Origin of the sequence: Arthrobacter sp. NicSoilB4 (genome assembly GCF_019977335.1) — a bacterium.
Taxonomy (GTDB): Bacteria; Actinomycetota; Actinomycetes; order Actinomycetales; family Micrococcaceae; genus Arthrobacter.
This window is the reverse complement of the sequence record NZ_AP024653.1, coordinates 1,458,838-1,479,429: the sequence shown is the minus strand read 5'-3', so window position 1 is coordinate 1,479,429 and position 20,592 is coordinate 1,458,838. Positions and strand designations below refer to the sequence as shown.

General features: G+C 65.7%; 20 protein-coding genes. 8 read left to right on the top strand and 12 right to left on the bottom strand.

Annotation, left to right across the window (positions count from 1 at the left end; all coding sequences use genetic code 11):
- Positions 1 to 81: 81 nt before the first annotated feature.
- Both LDO13_RS06620 and LDO13_RS06615 read right to left on the bottom strand, forming a co-directional pair.
- Entirely contained in the window at positions 82 to 681 is a 600-nt protein-coding gene (locus tag LDO13_RS06620; protein ID WP_224049702.1) for a recombinase family protein, read from the bottom strand.
- A gap of 157 nt (positions 682 to 838) precedes the next feature.
- Positions 839 to 1,414 carry a GrpB family protein gene (locus LDO13_RS06615; RefSeq protein WP_224049221.1) on the bottom strand — a complete coding sequence of 192 codons (576 nt, stop codon included), beginning with the start codon at positions 1,412 to 1,414 and terminating at the stop codon, positions 839 to 841.
- Positions 1,415 to 1,510: 96 nt separating this feature from the next.
- Between LDO13_RS06615 and LDO13_RS06610 the strand changes: the two genes are divergently transcribed.
- Both LDO13_RS06610 and LDO13_RS06605 read left to right on the top strand, forming a co-directional pair.
- The gene (locus LDO13_RS06610; RefSeq protein ID WP_224049220.1) at positions 1,511 to 1,996 is read left to right on the top strand and encodes a nucleoside 2-deoxyribosyltransferase; all 486 of its coding nucleotides are present in this window, start codon (positions 1,511 to 1,513) and stop codon (positions 1,994 to 1,996) included.
- Positions 1,997 to 2,501: 505 nt separating this feature from the next.
- On the top strand, positions 2,502 to 3,296 hold the full coding sequence (locus LDO13_RS06605) for an alpha/beta hydrolase (RefSeq protein WP_224049219.1): 795 nt from the start codon (positions 2,502 to 2,504) through the stop codon (positions 3,294 to 3,296).
- Positions 3,297 to 4,102: 806 nt separating this feature from the next.
- On the opposite strand, the gene LDO13_RS06600 is transcribed toward LDO13_RS06605, so the two are convergent.
- Positions 4,103 to 6,004, bottom strand: coding sequence for an AMP-binding protein (locus LDO13_RS06600; RefSeq protein ID WP_224049701.1), 1,902 nt, complete (start codon positions 6,002 to 6,004; stop codon positions 4,103 to 4,105).
- 174 nt (positions 6,005 to 6,178) lie between these two features.
- Between LDO13_RS06600 and LDO13_RS06595 the strand changes: the two genes are divergently transcribed.
- The 4 genes from LDO13_RS06595 (at position 6,179) to LDO13_RS06580 (ending at position 10,461) form a co-directional block, all read left to right on the top strand.
- Positions 6,179 to 6,820, top strand: a complete 642-nt coding sequence (locus LDO13_RS06595; protein WP_224049218.1) for a GntR family transcriptional regulator — start codon at positions 6,179 to 6,181, stop codon at positions 6,818 to 6,820.
- Between the two features lie 12 nt (positions 6,821 to 6,832).
- Complete coding sequence (locus LDO13_RS06590; RefSeq protein ID WP_224049217.1) at positions 6,833 to 8,353, top strand: MmgE/PrpD family protein; 1,521 nt, start codon at positions 6,833 to 6,835, stop codon at positions 8,351 to 8,353.
- Complete coding sequence (gene prpB / locus LDO13_RS06585) at positions 8,354 to 9,256, top strand: methylisocitrate lyase (protein WP_224049216.1); 903 nt, start codon at positions 8,354 to 8,356, stop codon at positions 9,254 to 9,256.
- 65 nt (positions 9,257 to 9,321) lie between these two features.
- A complete protein-coding gene (locus tag LDO13_RS06580) occupies positions 9,322 to 10,461 on the top strand; it encodes a bifunctional 2-methylcitrate synthase/citrate synthase (protein WP_224049215.1) in 1,140 nt (379 codons plus the stop codon).
- 76 nt (positions 10,462 to 10,537) lie between these two features.
- Here the strand turns inward: LDO13_RS06580 and LDO13_RS06575 are convergent, their stop codons facing one another.
- The 4 genes from LDO13_RS06575 to LDO13_RS06560 all read right to left on the bottom strand — a co-directional run bounded on the left by LDO13_RS06575 (position 10,538) and on the right by LDO13_RS06560 (position 13,345).
- The gene (locus tag LDO13_RS06575; protein ID WP_224049214.1) at positions 10,538 to 11,431 is read right to left on the bottom strand and encodes a hypothetical protein; all 894 of its coding nucleotides are present in this window, start codon (positions 11,429 to 11,431) and stop codon (positions 10,538 to 10,540) included.
- A 158-nt stretch (positions 11,432 to 11,589) separates the two neighbouring features.
- On the bottom strand, positions 11,590 to 12,078 hold the full coding sequence (locus tag LDO13_RS06570; protein WP_224049213.1) for an 8-oxo-dGTP diphosphatase: 489 nt from the start codon (positions 12,076 to 12,078) through the stop codon (positions 11,590 to 11,592).
- A 35-nt stretch (positions 12,079 to 12,113) separates the two neighbouring features.
- Positions 12,114 to 12,839 (bottom strand): hypothetical protein, encoded by a 726-nt coding sequence (locus LDO13_RS06565; RefSeq protein ID WP_224049212.1) that lies wholly within the window; start codon positions 12,837 to 12,839, stop codon positions 12,114 to 12,116.
- A gap of 2 nt (positions 12,840 to 12,841) precedes the next feature.
- A complete protein-coding gene (locus tag LDO13_RS06560) occupies positions 12,842 to 13,345 on the bottom strand; it encodes a sigma-70 family RNA polymerase sigma factor (RefSeq protein ID WP_224049211.1) in 504 nt (167 codons plus the stop codon).
- A 121-nt stretch (positions 13,346 to 13,466) separates the two neighbouring features.
- On the opposite strand from LDO13_RS06560, the gene LDO13_RS06555 reads away from it, so the two are divergent.
- Positions 13,467 to 13,961, top strand: a complete 495-nt coding sequence (locus LDO13_RS06555; protein ID WP_224049210.1) for a GNAT family N-acetyltransferase — start codon at positions 13,467 to 13,469, stop codon at positions 13,959 to 13,961.
- Positions 13,962 to 13,983: 22 nt separating this feature from the next.
- Here the strand turns inward: LDO13_RS06555 and LDO13_RS06550 are convergent, their stop codons facing one another.
- Positions 13,984 to 14,436, bottom strand: coding sequence for a DUF5956 family protein (locus tag LDO13_RS06550; RefSeq protein WP_224049209.1), 453 nt, complete (start codon positions 14,434 to 14,436; stop codon positions 13,984 to 13,986).
- A 202-nt stretch (positions 14,437 to 14,638) separates the two neighbouring features.
- Positions 14,639 to 16,162 carry a DUF222 domain-containing protein gene (locus LDO13_RS06545; protein WP_346347034.1) on the bottom strand — a complete coding sequence of 508 codons (1,524 nt, stop codon included), beginning with the start codon at positions 16,160 to 16,162 and terminating at the stop codon, positions 14,639 to 14,641.
- Between the two features lie 391 nt (positions 16,163 to 16,553).
- Here LDO13_RS06545 and LDO13_RS06540 point away from each other — a divergent pair, with 391 nt between their 5' ends.
- Positions 16,554 to 16,946 carry a hypothetical protein gene (locus tag LDO13_RS06540; protein ID WP_224049208.1) on the top strand — a complete coding sequence of 131 codons (393 nt, stop codon included), beginning with the start codon at positions 16,554 to 16,556 and terminating at the stop codon, positions 16,944 to 16,946.
- 75 nt (positions 16,947 to 17,021) lie between these two features.
- On the opposite strand, the gene xerD is transcribed toward LDO13_RS06540, so the two are convergent.
- The 3 genes from xerD to LDO13_RS06525 are packed head-to-tail and all read right to left on the bottom strand — an operon-like array spanning position 17,022 to position 20,564.
- Positions 17,022 to 18,083, bottom strand: a complete 1,062-nt coding sequence (gene xerD / locus LDO13_RS06535) for a site-specific tyrosine recombinase XerD (protein ID WP_224049207.1) — start codon at positions 18,081 to 18,083, stop codon at positions 17,022 to 17,024.
- Between the two features lie 32 nt (positions 18,084 to 18,115).
- On the bottom strand, positions 18,116 to 18,778 hold the full coding sequence (locus LDO13_RS06530) for an NUDIX hydrolase (RefSeq protein WP_224049206.1): 663 nt from the start codon (positions 18,776 to 18,778) through the stop codon (positions 18,116 to 18,118).
- Positions 18,779 to 18,803: 25 nt separating this feature from the next.
- The gene (locus LDO13_RS06525; RefSeq protein ID WP_224049205.1) at positions 18,804 to 20,564 is read right to left on the bottom strand and encodes a CTP synthase; all 1,761 of its coding nucleotides are present in this window, start codon (positions 20,562 to 20,564) and stop codon (positions 18,804 to 18,806) included.
- Positions 20,565 to 20,592: the final 28 nt, after the last annotated feature.

The window sequence follows — 20,592 nt, the reverse complement described above, 5'->3', positions numbered from 1 at the left end:
GGCCAGTATTGAGCGTTGAACTTCAGTACTTCCCCGCACGTTCCGCACCTCTCGCTCGGTACTCCTATGAACACCTGATTCTCAGGGGCGCATTTGTTCGGCCGCCCTGCGCTGCCCGCGTTCAATTGCCCGGTACACAGTGGAGCGACCGACACCAAACAGCTCGGCCAGCTCTGCCTTGCTGTGTTCGCCCGCGGCGTGTAGTTCGAGGAGGTGGTTTTCCTGTTTGATGGTGAGTTTCGGCTGTTTCCCTCGTAGCCGGCCCTTGGCCTTGGCAACTTTCATTCCTTCACGGGTGCGCATGCGGATGAGGTCGGCTTCGAACTCGGAGATCATCGCCAACACGTTGAACAGCAGTTTCCCCATCGGGTCAACGGGGTCATGAACGGAGCCACCAACGCTGAGTTTGATTCCGCGGTTGGCGAGGTTATCTGCAATTTCGTGGGCATCCCGGACGGAACGGGCCAGGCGGTCAAGTTTCGTGACGACGAAGGTATCCCCCGCCCGGCACGCGGCCAGGGCTTCGCGGAGTCCGGCGCGGTTCTTGTTTGTGCCAGTAAAGCCGTGGTCAACATAGATTCGGTCAGGCTCAACGCCAAGGGCAGCCAAGGCATCACGCTGCGCAGTGAGGTCTTGGGCCTCGGTGGACACGCGCGCGTAGCCGACCAGTATCTGTGACATGGAAAATAGTGTGTCATACAGCGCCCCCGTGCCGGTCAATTCACCGGACGGGCCTTACGGGACGCTACTGGAAACCGGCTCGCAATGGCGCAGTTGAGCGGCGTGTGGGACCGGTTGAGGACCGGCTTACGGGACGCCAGGCGCAGATGGTGAATCTTTATGACGAAGGCTGTTGTTCGCGCCAGACCCTGGCGTGGTCGAGGATTCGCGAGATGACGCCCGTCTTTGCATCCGCGTAGTCGTTCACTGTGGCCCACCGCCGTTGGGCGAGCTTCTTCTTGGCATCGGCATATAGGGCACGGTCAGTTTCATCGACGCAGAGCCAATCGCGGAGATCTCTGTACTTGGCCACGGCAGCGTGTGCAGGGTGAAGGACGTGTAGGTTCACATCTCTTGTCGGCGTCTTCAGCATGCGGTGCCCGGCCTCGCGGATGTGAAGGACAAAGCCAACGTTCTCCAAAGCCGCAACGTATGATGCCTCGTCATCAACGTCCAGGACGGTCAGCAGGATGTCGATAATGGGCTTTGCCGCCAGACCCGGCACTGCAGTAGATCCGATGTGATCGACAGACAGAGCCTTCTCGCCGAGAGCGTCCCTGATGGTTTTGGCTAAAGTCTCGAAGCGTCGGGGCCACTCATGGTCGTACTCCAAAATGACAATGGTGACCATGGCTCGTTCTTCGCGGCCCCCGATCAAAACTTCGTCCAAGGGGGCATCCTTTTCCGACTTCATTGGCCAATCATCGCAGTGCCCCTTCCGTAAAACGGAACCTCAAAAGGGCATAGGTGCCGACTACGAGCCCGTAAGCCGATGCCTTAGGGGGTCTACGTGACGCACCGGGCCGGCTCAGTAAGGAACAATGATCGCAGTTCCAATCAGGAGGCAGAAGCTTTGAAAAGGTTCTATGTTGCGTCGAGCTTCAGGAATGTCGTCAACGTCCGGTACATCGCACAAACCTTGGAAGGCGAAGGCTACGTCAACACGTACGACTGGACCCAGAACGCGTCGGCGCGCGATGCGGGTACAGTCACCCTCGGTGATCTGCGCTCCATCGGGCAGCATGAGAGAGATGCAGTGATGGCTGCCGACGTCGTCGTAATCCTGCTTCCAGGCGGGAAGGGCACGCATGTTGAGCTTGGCATCGCAATCGCTCACGGCAGAAGGACAATCCTGCATTCGCCGGACGAAGTCTTCAACAACCTTGAGACCACCAGCACGTTCTACCACCTGCCTGAATTGGAGAAGTGCAAAGGAACTCTAGACGACCTCCTAGCGATGATCGTCGGCCGAGAAATGACCGGTGCCGCTGTCTGACTCGATTCGTGTCGCAGTGGGGGATCCCCAAACGAAACGGAGTCTACGGCGTCGGACACAGGAACCCTACTGCCGCTCTTTGGCCTCCATAGCCTGCAGGAGACCGTCTAGTTAGCCCCTGCGTAGGCGAATGACCCGGACGCTGTGAAAAATGATCAACCCCACTCCAACGCTGACGAATAGGGCGTCTGGCCAGCGAAGCGGGTCTGTGGCAAGCCTGTATACGGCTGGAACCATGATGCATATGGCGAGGCCGATACCGAGCCAGGCTGAGAGCCTGATTCGCTTTTGCTCTTCCCACGTTTTGGCAGCGGGCTCACTGCTGGTGGTGTGATCGTTGACTGGTCTGCTGTCATGCTCGGGTTCCATGCGGCTGCCCCCTCAGGCTTGGTGTCCCGAGCCTACCCGAGCCACCCATCCCCTTCAGGAGCGGCTGCTGGTCGGTGTCGGTCCCGTAGAGGGTTCGGCTCACGGACAAAGGTGATCGACTGCATAGGATCGTTGGGTGGACGAGTCTAGGCGGGTTGTGCGTGCGGACGATGGTGTTGAGATCAGCTACGTCGTCGTTCGCGGAGCCGAGCCTGCCGTCGTGATACTCCACGGTCTGGCCGGCAGTGGACGCGAGTTGCTGTCCACGGCCCACGCCCTCTCCGGCCGCAAGGTTGTGCTGGTCGACCAACGAGGTCACGGCCAGAGCACGAGGCTACCTTTCGATACCTCGCGGGAGGCGTTCGTTCGCGACGTCGTCGCTGTCATCGATCGCGAAGCCTCGGTTCCCGTCCACTTGGTCGGGCACTCGATGGGCGCCCACACCGCGATGCTCACAGCGGCGGCACGGCCGGACCTCGCCCGTACCCTGGTGCTCCTCGAAGGCGGCGAAGGAAGCGGCTCCTGCCAAGAGCACGCAGCGCTCGGCAAGTACTTCCGTTCCTGGCCCGTGCCGTTCGCTGACCGCACCGCGGCTGCCGCGTTCCTAGGGGACGGACCGCTGCAGCGTGCATGGATCGCGGACCTGGAAGAACGAGACGACGGGCTGCATCCCCGCTTTGACCCGGAAGTGATGATTGCATCGATCACCCCCGTGGCAATTCCTCGCTGGCAGGAATGGTCCCACGTCCAGGCACCGACTCTGGTCGTCTACGCCGACGGCGGGATGTTCACCGAGGAGCAGAAGGACCGGTTCGCAGCGCATGGAAGCGATGTCACACGGGTCGACCTTGCTAAGGGGTCGCATGACGCGCGCCTTGACGCTTTCGAACAATGGATCACTGCCCTCTCCGCGTTCTTGAACGCTCGGTAGAGGATCCTGAAACGACCAGTCCAACTTCGGCGTGCCCGCCCACTACCAAGGTGGGTTTCTGGGCAGACTGGGGCCATGTCGAACCCGGAATCAGAGAATTCAGCCGAATCAATTGAGCTAACGATGAGCGTCGGAGATTGGCAGATAGTTGACGCAACCGTGGATAACAGTGTTGATATTGCTGCAGAAGATGGCAACCATCGGGTGCTCGACCAGGGCCGACGAGTGCGTCATGCAGGCTGGGAGGCTGCTCGTCTTCATCCGCGAAGTGGGGAAGGGCTGGTTGGCTGGCCTCCCACAGACGATGAGCTCAGCGTAACGCTGCCAATAACCGCGTGGCGGTTCGTTCTAGACGAACTGCACCGATGGGACCGAGTTGAGGCCGAATTGGAGGGCAATGACCAGGAAAGGCCCGAGTCGAGGAGCCTGGCCATAGCCCGTTTCGTGGCGGAGCGCATTGCAGGCTCCTCCTAATCAGGAGACGTCGGATATTGATGCAGATGACTCACCCAGCAGCGGCATAGGAGAATGACCGTTGAAGGTTCGGCTACCGGACGCTCGGTCGACTAGGGTTCCCCCTACGGAACATTTAGTGGGTCGTGCGGACGAGTGTGGACATTCCGTGCAGAGACTTCGGAAACAGGCACTCCCCTACCGGGGAAAACTGCGACAGCCGGAATATAACCCGTCACGCAATGCAGACTTTCGCCGCTGACGCCCGGCCCCGGCAGCGGAATCATGCCGTCGGAGCCGACGGTGGATCCAAAAGCCTGCTCAGCGTGACACGTAACACCGCTACTCCGCAGCTACTCCCCCGTGGCGGCGGGTCGCAGGGTCCCGATCAGCTGGTCGATCACGCCGGCGTCCTCGATCGTCGAGGGCACCACGTAGTCTTCGCCGTCGGCGATCTGGCGCATGGTCTTGCGCAGGATCTTTCCGGAGCGGGTCTTGGGCAGGGCCTCCACCACGGTGACGTGCTTGAAGTCCGCGACGGCGCCGATGTCGCGCCGGACCAGGGCGACCAGGTCCTTGACCAGGATCTCCTCGGGCACATCGACCCCTGACTTCAGCACCACGTACCCGCTGGGACGCTGGCCCTTCAACGGGTCTGCGAGGCCGATCACGGCGCATTCGGCCACGGCCGGGTGCTGGCCGATCACCTGCTCCATGGCTCCGGTGGACAGCCGGTGGCCGGCGACGTTGATGATGTCGTCGGTGCGGCCCATCACGAAGAGGTAGCCGTCCTCGTCCCGGTAGCCGGAGTCGCCAGTGGCGTAGTACCCCTCGAACGCCTGGAGGTAGGAGGAGATGTAGCGCTCGTCGTTGCCCCAGAGCGTCGTCAGCGTGCCGGGCGGCAGCGGGAGCGCCAGCACGATGTTGCCCTCGGTCCCGGCCTCGACGTCCGCGCCCGCCCCGTCCACGATGTTCAGCTTGAAGCCGGGCATCGGCACGCTGGGCGAGCCCGCCTTGATCGGCAGCCCGTCCAGCCCCCGGGGGTTGGCGCAGATGGCCCAGCCGGTCTCGGTCTGCCACCAGTGGTCCACCACAGGGACGCCCAGGATCCGCGAGGCCCAGTGGAAGGTGTCGGTGTCCAGGCGTTCGCCGGCGGCAAATAGGGTGCGCAGGCTGGAAATGTCGTACTTTGCGAGCAGCTTCGCCTCGGGGTCCGTCTTCCGGATGGCGCGCAGGGCGGTAGGCGCGGTGAACAGCACGTTGACCTTGTGGTCCTGGATGACCCGCCAGAACGCCCCGGCGTCGGGCGTGCCCACGGGTTTGCCCTCGTAGAGGACGGTCGTGGCGCCGGCCAGCAAAGGCCCGTAGACGATGTAGGAATGCCCCACGACCCAGCCGACGTCGGAGGCAGTCCACATCACGTCGCCGGGTTCGATGTCGTAGATGTTCTCCAGGGTCCAGCTGAGCGCCACGGCGTGGCCGCCGTTGTCCCGCACAACGCCCTTGGGCGCCCCGGTGGTTCCCGAGGTGTAGAGGATGTACAGCGGATCGGTGGCCTCGACGTCAACCGGTGCGGCCGGCGCGGCGGCGGCCATCTCGGTGTCCCAGTCCCGCCAGCCGGAATGGTCGGCCACCGAGGAGGCGAAGCCGTCCCTGGCCTTCACGAGGACCGGGGTGTCGGGCGCTCCGGCCAGGCCGAGGGCCTCCTCGACGGCGGGGAGGTATTCGATCCGGCGCGAGGGCTCGATGCCGCCGGAGGCCGTGACCACGGCGGCGGGGGCGGCGTCCCGGATGCGGGCGGCAAGTTCCTTGGGCGCGAAGCCGCCGAAGACGACCGAATGCACAGCCCCGAGCCGGGCCGTGGCGAGCATGGCGATGGCCGCTTCCGGAATCATCGGCATGTAGATCACGACGCGGTCGCCCTTGCCGACACCCTGGCTGCGCAGGACTCCTGCGAACCGGGCGACAAGATCCGTCAGCTCCGCATAGCTGTACCGCCGCTGCGTGCCGAGCATCGCGGAGTCGTAGATCAGGGCGTCCTGCCCGCCCCGGCCCTCCGCGACGTGACGGTCCAGCGCGTTGTAGGAGGTGTTCAGGATCCCGTCGGGGAACCAGTCGTACAGCGGCGCCCTGCCGGAGTCGAGGGCGCGCTGCGGCGGCGTGGACCACGAGATCTTTCCTGCGGCTTCCAGCCAGAATGCTTCGGGCTTCTCCAGGCTGCGTGTGTAGCTGTCCCGGTAGTTCTTCGTAACCATGAAAGTGAGTCCCGTCCACGACGATGTGATGGAGCTCATGGTAGCCCCGCCCGGGCGGCCGGCACAAGGTCTGTGTATACATAGCCACGGCCCCCAGGGCACCAAAGGGCAAAATGCTGGGCAAATAGAACTTCCGTGTATACACTGGATCCGTCAGTCAACGAAGGAGTCGGGATGCGCGCCAGCGACAAGGCCTATGCGGCCCTGCGTGAGGACATCATTGAGTGGCGCTTGGCGCCCGGCACGGTCCTCGCCGAAGTGGAGCAATCTGAGCGGCTCGGCATCTCCCGCACCCCGCTGAGGGAGGCCCTCAGCCGGTTGACCGCGGAGGGCCTGACGATGACGGCGGGCGGCCGCGGCGTCGTCGTCACCGGTATTTCGCTGGAGGACATCGACGAACTCTTCGAACTGCGCGAAACCCTCGAGGGCAAGGCCGCGGCGCTGGCCGCCGAACGCGGCGATGCCGCCACCTTTGAACAGCTCCGCGACGAACTCCTCGAGGCCCCGGCGCTGATCAGCGGCGAGGATCCCGCCCGGCACGCCTACTACGGGCTGGTCGGCCGGCTGGACACAGCCATCGACGCCGCGATCCAGAACTCCTACCTTGCCCAGGCGATGCGCAGCCTGCGCGTCCACCTCGTCCGGGTCCGCCGGCTGGCGGCCGACGACGCCGAACGGCTCACTGCCGCCGCCGCCGAGCACGCCGCCATCGCCGAGGCGATCGCCGCCGGCAATCCCCGGCTGGCCGAGGCCGCCACCACGCTTCACCTGCACCGCAGTCTTTCCCACGTCAAAGCCACCCACGTACCTCACTAACTAAGGAGCATCATGGTCAAGGAACACCACGTCCGCGTCTACAAGAGCGAAGAAAACCTGCCCCGCGAGGACCAGCTCGCCTTCAAGATCGCGACCGTCGCCGCGGATCCCGTCGCCGTCTCGGACGAGGTCACCGACATGGTGATCAACCGGGTCATTGACAACGCCTCGGTGGCCATCGCCTCGCTGAACCGTGCGCCGATCGTCGCGGCCCGCGCCCAGGCGCTGACCCACGGCCCCACCACGGGCGGCAAAGGCTCGAAAGTCTTCGGCATCGAGGAGCGCGTGGCCCCCGAGTGGGCGGCCTGGGCCAACGGCGTCGCCGTCCGTGAACTCGACTACCACGACACCTTCCTCGCCGCGGACTACTCCCACCCGGGCGACAACATCCCGCCGATCCTCGCCGTCGCCCAGCACGTGGGCTCCAGCGGCCAGGACCTGATCCGCGGCATCGCCACCGGCTACGAGATCCAGGTCAACCTGGTCAAGGCCATCTGCCTGCACAAGCACAAGATCGACCATGTCGCGCACCTCGGCCCCTCCGCGGCCGCCGGCATCGGCACCCTGCTGGGGCTCGACGTCGAGACGATCTTCCAGTCCGTCGGCCAGGCCCTGCACACCACCACCGCCACGCGGCAGTCCCGCAAGGGCGAGATCTCCACCTGGAAGGCGCACGCCCCCGCGTTCGCCGGCAAGATGGCCGTCGAGTCCGCGGACCGTGCCATGCGCGGCCAGACCTCCCCCGTGCCGATCTACGAAGGCGAAGACGGCGTGATCGCCTGGATGCTGGACGGCCCCGACGCCTCCTACATGGTGCCGCTGCCGACGCCCGGCGAAGCCAAGCGCGCGATCATGGACACCTACACCAAGGAGCACTCGGCCGAATACCAGGCGCAGGCGTGGATCGACCTGGCCCGCAAGCTCCACGGCGAGCACCCCGAGGTCACCGACCCGGCCAACGTGGCGTCCGTGCTGATCAAGACCAGCCACCACACGCACTACGTGATCGGCTCCGGCGCCAACGATCCGCAGAAGTACAGCCCCACGGCCAGCCGCGAAACGCTGGACCACTCCATTCCGTACATCTTCACGGTCGCCCTGCAGGACGGCGCCTGGCACCACGTGGATTCCTACGCCCCGGAGCGCGCCGCGCGCCAGGACACCGTGGACCTCTGGCACAAGGTGACCACGGTCGAGGATCCGGAATGGACCCGCCGCTACCACTCCCTCGACATCGCGGAAAAGGCCTTCGGCGGCACGGTTGTCATCACGCTGACGGACGGCACGGTCATCACCGACGAGATCGCCGTCGCTGACGCCCACCCGCTGGGCGCCCGGCCGTTCGCACGCGAACAGTACGTCAACAAGTTCCGCACGCTCGCCGCAGGACTGGTCGCCGACGAGGAAATCGAACGCTTCCTGGCCGCCGCCGCCCGCCTGCCCGAACTGGCTGCCGGCGAGCTGGACCAGCTCAACATCAAGGCCGCCGACGGCGTGATCGACCTGGCCGCCGCACCGAAGGGGCTCTTCTAAATGCTGTACTCGAAGGTCACTCCGGAGCAGAAGCGGATCCGGTTCCGCGAGCTCCTGGCGTCCGGGACGATCCAGCAGTTCCCGGGCGCGTTCAACCCGCTCTCGGCCCGGCTGATCGAGGAGAAGGGTTTCGCCGGGGTCTACATTTCCGGCGCCGTCCTAGCCAATGACCTGGGCCTGCCGGACATCGGGCTGACCACACTCACCGAGGTAGCCACCCGCGCCGGGCAGATCGCCCGGATGACGGACCTGCCCAGCATCGTTGACGCGGACACCGGCTTTGGCGAGCCGATGAACGTGGCACGCTCGGTCCAGGAACTCGAGAACGCGGGCCTCGCCGGCCTGCACATCGAGGACCAGTTCAATCCGAAGCGCTGCGGCCACCTCGACGGCAAGAACGTTGTGGACCTGGACACTGCCACCAAGCGCATCCGGGCGGCGGCCGATGCCCGGCGCGACCCGAACTTCCTGATCATGGCGCGGACCGACATCCGTGCCACTGACGGGCTGAAGGCCACGCAGGACCGCGCCAAAGCGCTCGTCGAGGCCGGTGCGGACGCCATCTTCCCGGAGGCCATGAAGGACCTCGGCGAGTTCCAGGCCATCCGGGACGCCGTCGACGTGCCGATCCTGGCCAACATGACCGAGTTCGGCCAGAGCGCGCTGTTCACGGTGGAGCAGCTTGCCGGCGTCGGCGTCAACATGATCATTTACCCGGTGACGCTGCTCCGTAGTGCCATGGGCGCTGCGGAGCGTACGCTGGAATCGATTAGGGCTGACGGTACCCAGGAAGCCCAGGTCGGGAACATGCTGACCCGGGCGCGTTTGTATGACCTCGTGGACTACGAGGCCTACAACAGCTTCGATACCGGGGTTTTCAATTTCCAGATCCCGGGACAGTAAACCCCGCATCGGGCTTCCGGCTCCGGCCGGTCCAACACAGGCGACAGGAACAAAGGAGTTTCAGCATGGCTGAACAAGAGATCAAAAAGGGCCTCGCCGGCGTCGTGGTGGATTACACCGCGGTCTCCAAGGTGAACCCGGACACCAATTCGCTGCTTTACCGCGGATACCCCGTGCAGGAGCTGGCCGCCAACTGCAGCTTCGAGGAAGTCGCCTACCTGCTGTGGAACGGCGAGCTGCCCACCCCGGAGCAGCTGGCGGAGTTCACGGCGCGGGAACGCGCCGGGCGTCCGATCGATCCGGTGGTGAAGCAGGTGGTGGACGCCTTGCCCACCACGTCGCACCCGATGGACGTTTGCCGCACGGCGGCCTCCGTCATGGGCGCCCGGCACCCGCTCGCGGAGGACTCCTCGCGGGAGGCCAACATGGCCAAGGCTGTGGACCTGTTCGCGGCGATGCCGGCGATCGTGGCCTACGACCAGCGGCGCAGGCACGGCCAGGATGTCGTGGCGCCCCGCGATGACCTGGGTTACTCGGCGAACTTCCTTTGGATGGCCTTCGGCGAGGAGCCCGTCCAGGAAGTCGTTGAGGCCTTCAACGTCTCGATGATCCTGTACGCCGAGCACTCCTTCAACGCCTCCACCTTCACGGCCCGCGTGATCACGTCGACGCTCTCGGACCTGCATTCGGCTGTGACCGGGGCGATCGGGGCGCTCAAGGGTCCGCTGCACGGCGGCGCGAACGAGGCCGTCATGCACACCTTCGACGAGATCGGCATCCGGCCGGAGGAGTCGCTGGAGGAGGCCCACACCCGCGCGAAGGCGTGGATGGAGGACGCCCTGGCGCACAAGAAGAAGGTCATGGGCTTCGGACACCGCGTCTACAAGCACGGCGACTCCCGCGTGCCCACCATGAAGGCCGCCCTGGACAAAATGATCGCGCACTACGGCCGGCCGGAGCTGCTGGGGCTGTACAACGGCCTGGAAACGGCGATGGACGAGGCCAAGGCCATCAAGCCGAACCTCGACTACCCGGCCGGGCCCACGTACCACCTGATGGGCTTCGACACCCAGACCTTCACTCCCCTGTTCGTCGCCAGCCGCATCACCGGCTGGACCGCGCACATCATGGAGCAGTTGGACTCGAACTCCCTGATCCGCCCGCTGAGCGAATACAACGGCGTCGAGGAACGGCACCTGCCGTAGCCCCGGTTCCCGCAGCACAAACGACGGCGGGCCTGTCACCTTGGAAGGTGACCGGCCCGCCGTCGTTTGTTTGTTGTCAGCCCGCGCTGACCTTCAGCGAGCTGATCATGCGCTTGGCGTTCACGTACTCGGGGGTCTGCATGTAGGCCCGGGCTGCGTCCATCGAGGGAAATTTCTTGGCACCCTTGCGGTTTGGGACTTGCTCGAAGTCCCCGGCACGGACCTGGAAGGCATCGGCGAAGGTGTAGGTGGGTGTCCCGGCGGAGCCGTCCACCACGTTGTAGAACATGCAGGTGGTGCCGCCCTGCCCTGCCGGCATGCTCGTCAGTCCGTAGGACGCCGTAACACGGTCCGTTTCCTGGAGTGCCCGGAAGGCAAACCTCGGTGTCACAGACCCCTTTGAAGGCTGGTATGGCAGATCGACTTCGACCCAATCCAGCACCGTGTAGGGAACCGCGCCCTGGCAGGCGCCGCCGAGTCCGCCTGCCGGCCCCAGGTGCAGGGACGCCACCACCACAGCGGCCTCATCGGAAACGTCCACGTCAACATCCCCGGAACCGGCGGCCCCAGCGGGCGTGGAAACACTCCATGAACCCGGGTAGTCGAAGCTGACCTTCCCATCGGCACTGGTGTACGTCTGCCAGGCGCCGGGGACAGGTGGCGGTGTTGCCGCGTCGGACGTGGCGCGCGCCGCAGTCGCCGACGGTTGCACTGCTACAGACGTCGCAACGGTGGCCGACGGCGTCGACGTCATCGCCCCGGTCGCTGTCGGTGCCACAACGCCCGCCGTCGAGCTGGCCGGGTCCGCGGACCCCATGTTGCCGGCCACGGCAACGCCCCCGGCGACAGCCGCCACGGCGAGGGCAACGACGGCTGCCGCCCAGGGCCAGCGCCGGCGGGGTGCCGCGTCGTTCGCCGGCCCTTCGTCGTAAAAGTCCCCGTCCGGGATGCCGTGATCGCTTGAGCCCATGCCGTGTCCCCATATCGTCCGTGTGCCGTGTCCAGCTAAGCCACAGGAATGCGTGGACCGCTGCGGCGCGAAGTTCGAACCTCAGGCTACTGCCCGGGCTGACGCATTCAGCGCAACACGATTTCGAGTCGCGGAATGTTTCGCCGTGGAAGCCTGGCTCACCGTGGTGCGGAGGGGTACCGGACCGACGCGACCGTTTCGTTGTCCTCGTTGAGGACCACAACGACGTCGATCCTTTCACCTGCCAGGGCGGGAGGCAGCCAGTGCTCGGCATCCTGCCACATGCGGTGCAGCGGAAGCGCGTTGACGGCGAACCATTCGGGCGTGATTTCCGGGCTTTCCGCCGGTTCACCCTCCCAGCATCTGGCGGTGAACAGCCTGCACGACATGTTCCAGTCCGTCCGGGAGGGGAAGATGAACTCCACGACGCCGGCATGGGCCAGGTCCTCCTGGCGGACGACGACTCCGGCCTCTTCCCAGACTTCCCGGACCACGGCTTCGGCGGCGCTCTCCCCCGCCTCGACGTGGCCGCCCAGGCCCACGATCTTGCCCGTGCCGAAGCCGGTCCGCTTCAGGCCCAGCAGCACTTCGGTGCCGGTCTCCGCGTCACGGAGGAGAAAGCAAAGAGTGACCGGCGTGGATTTCATGTGCTCCACCCTATAACTGCCGCAGGGCACTCCGGCTATCCGGCTGCCGGGCCTTCGCCCACCAGCCGCGGCCTGAGTTCGACCGGGATGCCTTTGGTTGCGAATTCCTTGTCCATGGCCTGCTGCGGCGTGAGCCCCTGATTGTTCGTCGCCTGGAATTCCCAGTTGAAGACGGTGGCCCACTCCTGCCGGACATCCCAGAGGAAACGGCCGTCCTCGAGCCTGGCAAGACGGAACCAGGCGTTGCCGCCGTCGAGCCGGAGCGTCCTGGCCCCGTCATCGGAGATGGAGTAGGCGAGCCAACCGTCGGCGCAGCCCAGCACCGTGTAGTAGCCCTGTTCGGCGGGGGGAATTGGTGTGATCGTCCGCTGCTGGTCGTTGCGCAGCTGATCGATGTTGGCCGGGGTGCACGCGACGCCGCCGGTGCTTAGGGCACTCGTTTGAGTTGGTGTCGCCGTGGGAGCTGCAGCGGAGGGGCTGGGGGACGCCGGAGTCGGGCTGCCGGTCTGCGCAGGGCCCGGCGCCGGTTGCGGCATCAGGTTCCCGCCGAGAACCACCGCGCCAACAACAGCAGCAGCGGCAAGTGCGGTTGCGACAGCAGTCCGCGCTGCAGTGCGCCGCGCCGGGGTGCGCCCTGCCAGGCGGACAACGTTCGGGTCCGTGGAATAAACGATCGAGCGGGCGGCGCGGCTGCCTGGTGCTGAGCCCGGCACTCCGACCCGCGGCTTGGCATCCTTCATGAGCTGTTCGATGCGGTCCATGGCTAGTCCTTCCGTTCGGTCATGAGGTGGGCGGGGGCAGCTTTCGCGAACGCCCGGCGGGCCCGGTGCAGGCGGACCGCAGCAGCTGACGGAGAACATCCCAGCGTCTGGGCCATTTCAGCGGCGGTCAGCCCGTCCCAGTAGCTGAGCATAAGAACCTCGCGGTCGCCCTCCCTGAGCCGCACCAGCACATCCGCCACGGCCGCCCGTTGCTCATTATTTGGCCCCGGGACCTGGCTGAGGGCCTCCTCTTTGAGCCGTTCGACAAGTTCCTGGCGACGGCGCCGGCCCTTGTACTCATTGCCGAGCACGTTCCGGGCGGTAGCCAGCAGCCAGCCGATGCCGGGCGGTTCCGCCAGTTGCTTCTGCCAGGCAATTCTGAAGACGTCCGCCGCCAATTCCTCGGCGCGGTGGCGATCATTGATGCGGCAGGCAATGTAGCCGTAGACCCGCGCGGAATGCTGGGTGTGCAGGTCAATGAACGCTTGCTCTTTGGCGGCCAGCATGGTCTTTTCCCCCCGGACATCGGATGACTTCTTCCTGATGACTAAGTGTCCCGTGAAGGGTTCTTTCTTACATGGGACACCAAGAAAATCACAGAAGCGGGGATTCTGGCAGGATGTGGTCATGCCATTCACGCTGCGTGAGCCTGAACTCCCCGACGCACCACTCATCGCTGAACTGCACGTGGCCACCTGGCGGGAGGCATACTCCCAGCTGCTCCCTGAAGAATTCTTTACCGAGGAGCATGTCCAGGGCCGGCACCAGATGTGGAATCGCGTCCTCGGGAATCCACGCAAGCAATGGTGCATTCGAATCGCGGAGAGCAACGGGCGGATTATCGGCTTCGCCGTCGCCGGCCCCAGCTTCAACCCGGAAGGCCAGCCAGTCCCGCGCGAACGTCAGTTGTTCAGCCTTTATGTCGCGGCAGCGCACTATGGCACCGGGGCGGGACAGGCGTTACTGGATGCAACGGCGGGTGATGGCCCGGCCATGCTGTGGGTCGCCAAAGAAAATCCACGGGCGGTGGCGTTCTATCGCCGCAACGGGTTCGAATTCGATGGTGCGGAGCAGACCGACCCCGGGGCTGCCAGGATTGTCGACGCGCGCATGGTGAGATAGGGAACCCCCGGACTGGGGATGCTCAGCAGGCATACATTCGGGCCATTGCCTCTCGGACGGGGCCCTTCACCGTCAACGGGTGTACCGTCTCACCGGGCAGCTCTGCGATGGCAGCGGCCCACAGGGCGCCCCAGAAAGCATCCTCCCCAACGGGGATGTGCGCGGGGCGACGGATGAACCAGTCATAGCCCCGGGGCCGGGGAGGCAGTCCGGCATCCGCGAGGTAGGTGTCGATATCGTCGTCAATCGACGTCAGGTCGGCCTTGGTCAGCACGAAGAGCTCACGCCGTTCGCTGCCGTCCGCCCGCCGGTCGACGACGATGCCATGACGCTCGCGGTCAGCGATGAGGACGCGGACAAAATTGCCTGCCCCTGCCGCCCAGACGGCCAGGGCGCCCCAGCCGTTTTCTGTGGCGAGGATCCAGCCGGCCGGAGCCGCTGCGGGTTCCGGGCATGCCCACGGGTCTTTGCTCATACGGGACATTCTCTCCTGCACGGGCAAATTAAGAATCCGAACTCGAAAATCGGAAGCGGAGTCCAAAGAGGTTCTTTGGAATTGCTATGCAGTGACAGCGCAACTAACTCCATCATTTATGGACAGGTCCCGCTGTGTGCTGGGGAATATCCTGGCTGCGCGTGGGCCCGATGCCGGAGTTGATCTTGTTCCAAGTTGTCGATCAGGCACATGGCAGCAGGAGGTCTTCGAGGAAGCGGTCACGGAGGGCCGCCGGCCAAGCCTGATCGTCCGGGTCTGTGGCGATGAATTGGTGCCAGTCCGGGAAAGGGTCAGGGGGCAGGTCCGGCTCGGGGCCTTCGTCTGTGAGCGCGCCTGGGTCTGGGGGAATGCTTGGGTCCGGTCCGTCGTCTGTCGGCAGGACGTGCTCCGGCCAGTGGGGTGGTTCCCAGTCCTGGTGTTCGCTCGGGTAGTGCCGGCCTGAGGGTGAGACCCATCCCGGCGGGTCGTTCATGGTGGCGCCGGCTGGTGTCCAGGCGGACCCGTGTTTGAGGCGGTGGTGTTTGCGGCAGGGCTGGCCCAGGTTGGCGATCCCGGTGGTGCCGCCGTCGGCCCAGGCCAGGAGGTGGTCGGCTTCGTTGTCCAGGGAGTGGTTGTTGCAGCCGGGGAACGGGCATTTGCCGTCACGGAGGCGGAGCCACTGGCGCTGGACCTTCGTCGGGCGGTAGCTGGTCCGGCCGATCTCCAGCGGTGCGCCGTCGCGGGGGTCGGTCAGGACCCGGTGGAACGAGTCGGCGCCGCCGGCGATCAGGCGGCGGGCCATGGACGGCGGGATCGGCCCGTACCCGTCCAGCATGGCCGGTTCGTCACTGGCGCCCAGCAGGGACATCACCGGGACGGTCACCAGGACCTGAGCCCGCGGGACCGGCACATCCCCGACCAGGCCAACCATCCCGGTCCCACCGCCGGCCAACCCGCCAGCGATCCCGTCCGGAGTCCCCGGGCCGGCGCTTGCGGTCCCGTTGCCGGTGAGGAGCAGGGTCGCGGCGATGTCGGCGCGCAGCTGGGTCAGGGTCCGGGCCTCGTCCGGGCCCTGCAGGGCGCGGGCCACGGCGGTGGTCCGTTCCCAGATCCCGGCGGCGGTGTCGGCCGGGAGGTAGGCGTTGAGCCAGGCCATGCCGTCCCGGTCCGGGACGAACTCCACCCGCCGGTCCGCGGCACACCTGGCGTGGCGTTCTTCGATGCTGACCGGATGGTGGCGTTCCCGCCACGTGCGCGCCTTCGCGCGGAACCGGCCCGGCACCAACTCCCCCGCCGGGCACCCCCGCGCCGGGTTGGGGGCGTCGGGGTCCAGGAAGTGCGCCTCCAGCGCGGCCGCCGAGGCCGGGTCAAGGCTGGCGGTTTCATCGACCATGATCCGGGCGTGCTGCCAGGAGACCGTCCCGGCCTGCAAAGCATCCAGGGTCAGCGGCAACGCCGCCGTCAATACCTGGGAATCGGACAGGAGCGCACCGGCGGAACGTTCACTCACCGTCAGGACACACGCGACCTCGGCCACCACAGCCATCTCCTGGGCGGTGTGCTCCTGCGGGGACGCGGCGGGCGGCACCAACGCCCTGGACGCGCGCACATACTCCGCGGCAAGCCGCACCTTCAACGCCGCCGTCCGCGCCTCCAGTCCCGCGACCTCGGCCAGCCCGCCCAGGCAAGCATCCGCCAGATCCCGCAACGGATCAGCGCCATGCAAATTATCGGCGCCCCTTGGGTTGGCGGGTCGGATCGGTTCGGTGTCAGCAGTTTCAGAACGGTTACTGCCGGCGCCGGTCAAGGCCGCCAGCACAACAGCCGACGCCGCGACGGCTTCCGCCGCGTGCCGGCATTCAAAGCTCCATGCTGCGCTGCTTTCCACAGTGCAATCACATCATGAGGCAACGACAATAAGTCGGCCTCCGCCGCGAAGCCATGGGGCCCATACGGAGCCCGACGAATCGTTGGGCCACCCCACAAGTTGATACGACTGCGTTCGCCGGATCGGGTGCGCCGCTTTGCAGTGCGTTGCCCGGGACATCGGCTGGCGCGAAATGTAGCAGTCCGCACGCCTACGGGCTGTCCAGGAAAGAAAATGAGAGACTTCGACAATGGAAGCCGAGGAACTTGGCAAATACATCCGGTACCAGGCAACACACCCAAACGGCCGTGGTACCTATCCAGGCATCTTCGCCCTCGCAAACGGTCTTGCCAGCAGCGGCAGACTCAGCGCCGAAGACTGGGCAGACTGGCGACGCGCAAACGATCGAGCCGACGCTGCCTATCGGGACCCGGCAACCGTTGATCCATTTGTTTATGACCGTCGGATCAACCCGAGAGCTCAGTCTTGGTTCAAGAGCACAGCGAAGCACCTTCTCGAAGATCTGGACTTCTACACGGACCTCTTACGGCGCCACCACGTCGAATTCCAGAAGCTGTACTCCGCCGATCCGGGAACCGTCCTCTACGAAGACGACGTCCAGATCGTTGTCGCACCTCGCTAGCCTTAACCCGTATAGGCCAGTGATCAGGCAACAGGTAACGTTCACTCCGACCGTCGACGTGGCGGGGCGGTGCCTTTAGCCCAGTGCCCTCGGATGCGCGGCGGCGTAGATCTCCCGCAGGGTGTCTGCCGTGACCAGGGTGTAGACCTGCGTGGTGGTCACGGAGGCGTGGCCCAGCAGCTCCTGCACGACGCGGACGTCCGCCCCGCCCTCGAGCAGGTGCGTGGCAAAGGAGTGGCGCAGCGTATGCGGCGAGACGTCCTTGGTGATGCCGGCCTTCTCTGCCGCTGCCTTGAGGATGGTCCAGGCGCTCTGGCGGCTGATCCGTCCGCCGCGCGCGTTCAGGAACAGCGCAGGGGTCCCTTTGCCTTTGGCGGAGAGCAGCGGCCGGCCACGGACGAGGTAGGCGTCGAGGGCGCGGGCACCGAACGAACCCAGCGGGACCAGCCGTTCCTTTGAACCCTTGCCGAACAACCGGACAATCGCCGGGCCCGGTTCCTCCGCTGCCCCGGGAGTGTGCAGGGAGATGTCGTCAACGTCGAGGCCCACGGCCTCGCTGATGCGCGCGCCGGTGGAATAGAGGAACTCCAGCAGTGCCCGGTCGCGCAGCCCCGTGGCAGTGTCTGTTCCCGCCGCCTCCAGAATCCTCGTGACCTCGTCGACGCTGATGGCCTTGGGAAGCCGTTTGCCGGGCATGGGCGGGTGGACGTCGCTGGCCGGGTCCGTGGGAGTGACGCCTTCGAGTGCCCAGAACTTGTGGAGTCCGCGCACGGCCACCACCGTCCGGGCCGCCGACCGGATGCCCAGGGCCGATCCGCCGTCGGACCCGTCGGAGAGCGCCTGGACGAAACCGGTGACATCATGCCGGGTGATCTCGGCCGGGCGCTGACGGCCCGTCCGGTCGAGGTGCCGGGCGTAGCGGGCCAGGTCCCGCCGGTACGCGGAGAGTGTGTTCGCCGCGAGCCCGCGTTCCACCCCCATGTGCTGCAGGTAGTCGGTGATGGCGCGGTCAATGGCTGTCAGCGGCCGTGCCGGAAGTTGTGTCCGGGTGGTGGCCTGCGGCGTTGTGGCGGCCACGGTCGACGCCGTGACCTGGAGCCGCGCCGGAGCCGCCGGCTCCACAGTCAGCGGTTCCATCGTCCGAGGTTCCACAGTCAGCGGTTCAGCCATCAGCGCTGGCTGGGATGGGCGGGCCATGGCGCGTCGCCCGGGCGGAGGCCCTGGAAGTTGCCATCCCGGGCAGCAGCGGCGGCGAGGATCCCGACGACGGCGGACGGGTTGTGCAGGCGCCCCTCCAGCACGGCCGCCACGGCATCATCGAGCGGGATCCAGTGCAGCTCGATTTCGGCTTCCTCGTCGGTGCGGACGTGGAGTTCGTGGCCGGGCACGTCACTCAGGTCCCTGGCGAGATAGATGCGGATGGCTTCGCTGGAGGACCCCGGGGAATTGAAGAAATCGGCCAGCACGTTCCACTGGCCCGCGACGAGGTCGGCCTCCTCGGCGAGTTCGCGTGCCGCGCCGAGGACGAAATCCTCGCCTTCAACGTCGAGGAGCCCGGCCGGGATCTCCCACAGGTCCATGCCGACAGGGTGCCGGTACTGCTTGATCAGCAGCACTTCACCGTCGTTGTTCATCGGCAGGACTGCCACCGCGCCGGGGTGGTCGATGTAGTCGCGGACGAGCGGATCGCCGTCGTCGTTGAGCTGGAAACTGTCGCTGACCACATCCCAGATCCGGCCTTCATAGACCGTCCGGGAAGACAAAAGACGGCGCGGGCTCGGTTCGTCCGAAACCTGCCGTGCAGCATTGGGGGTCTCAGGGTTACCGGGCATCGCGCCGTCCTTTGATTCAGTTGGGTTACTTCGACACTGCCGCGGAAGGCTTGGTAGCGGCCGGTTTGGCAGCGGCCGGCTGGCCTGCGCCGTGCTGGTGCTCCAGTGCGGCCTTCACAAGTCCCGAGAACAGGGCGTGCGGCCTGGTCGGGCGTGAGCTGAGCTCCGGGTGTGCCTGCGTGGCCACGTAGTACGGGTGGACTTCGCGGGGAAGTTCGACGTACTCCACGAGCTTGCCGTCGGGCGACGTTCCGGAGAACACCAGTCCCTGGGCGGCAATCTGCTCGCGGTACTTGTTGTTGACCTCGTAGCGGTGGCGGTGCCGTTCGCTGACCTTGGTGGTGCCGTAGGTCTCGGCGACCACGGAACCCTCGTCCAGCTTGGCCTCATAGAGTCCCAGGCGCATGGTGCCGCCCAGGTCGCCCTTGCCGTCCACGAAGTCCAGCTGCTCTTCCATGGTGGCGATGACCGGGTACTTGGAGTCCGGTTCGAATTCGGACGAGGAGGCCCCCTCGAGGCCGACCACGTTGCGGGCGTACTCGATCACCATGCACTGCAGGCCGAGGCAGAGGCCCAGGACCGGAAGCTTGCTTTCACGGGCATACTTCAGCGCGCCGAGCTTGCCTTCGAGCCCGCGGATGCCGAAGCCGCCCGGAACACAGATCGCGTCGACCCCGTCCAGGGACTTGACGGCGCCTTCGTGGGTGTCGCATTCGTCCGAGGGGACCCAGCGGATCTTGACCTTGGTGTCATTGGCGAAGCCGCCGGCGCGCAGCGCCTCGGTCACGGACAGGTAGGCGTCCGGCAGGTCGATGTACTTGCCGACCAGGGCGATCTCAACCTCGTGCTTGGGGTTGTGGACCGCGTCCAGGAGCCTGTCCCAGCTGGTCCAGTCGACGTCCTTGAACGGAAGGTCAAGGGCGCGGACGATGTAGGAGTCCAGTCCCTGGGAGTGCAGGGTCTTCGGGATGTCGTAGATGCTCGGGGCGTCCGGGCAGCCGATGACGGCGTCGATGTCGACGTCGCACATGCGGCCGATCTTGTCGCGCATGGCCTGCGGGACTTCGCGGTCCGAACGGATCACGATCGCCTCGGGCTGGATGCCGATGGAGCGCAGCGCGGCAACGGAGTGCTGCGTCGGCTTGGTCTTCAGTTCCTGCGACGGGCCGATGTACGGCACGAGGGAGACATGGAGGAAGAACACGTTGCCGCGGCCGATGTCCTGGCGGACCTGGCGTGCGGATTCGAGGAACGGCTGGGACTCGATGTCGCCGACGGTGCCGCCGATTTCGGTGATGATCACGTCGGGGGCGTGCTTGCCCTCGGCGGGAAGCCGCATGCGCCGCTTGATTTCATCGGTGATGTGCGGGATGACCTGGACGGTGTCGCCGAGGTATTCGCCGCGACGTTCCTTTGCGATCACCGTGGAGTAGACCTGGCCGGTCGTGACGTTGGCTGAGCCTTCGAGGTTCTCATCGAGGAAACGCTCGTAGTGGCCAATGTCGAGGTCCGTTTCGGCGCCGTCGTCAGTGACGAAGACTTCGCCGTGCTGGAAGGGGTTCATCGTGCCCGGATCCACATTCAGATAGGGATCGAGCTTTTGCATTGTTACAGACAAGCCGCGTGCCCGCAGGAGGTGACCGAGGCTCGAAGCCGTCAGTCCCTTACCGAGCGAGGACGCCACACCACCGGTGACGAAGATGTGTTTGGTCGTCTTGGACGAGTCCGGAAACCGGGAATTTACACGGGAATTTGATCGCTGCACCACGGGGTTCGAGCCTATCATCAATTCGTCCTTCTAGGGGTCTGTTCGC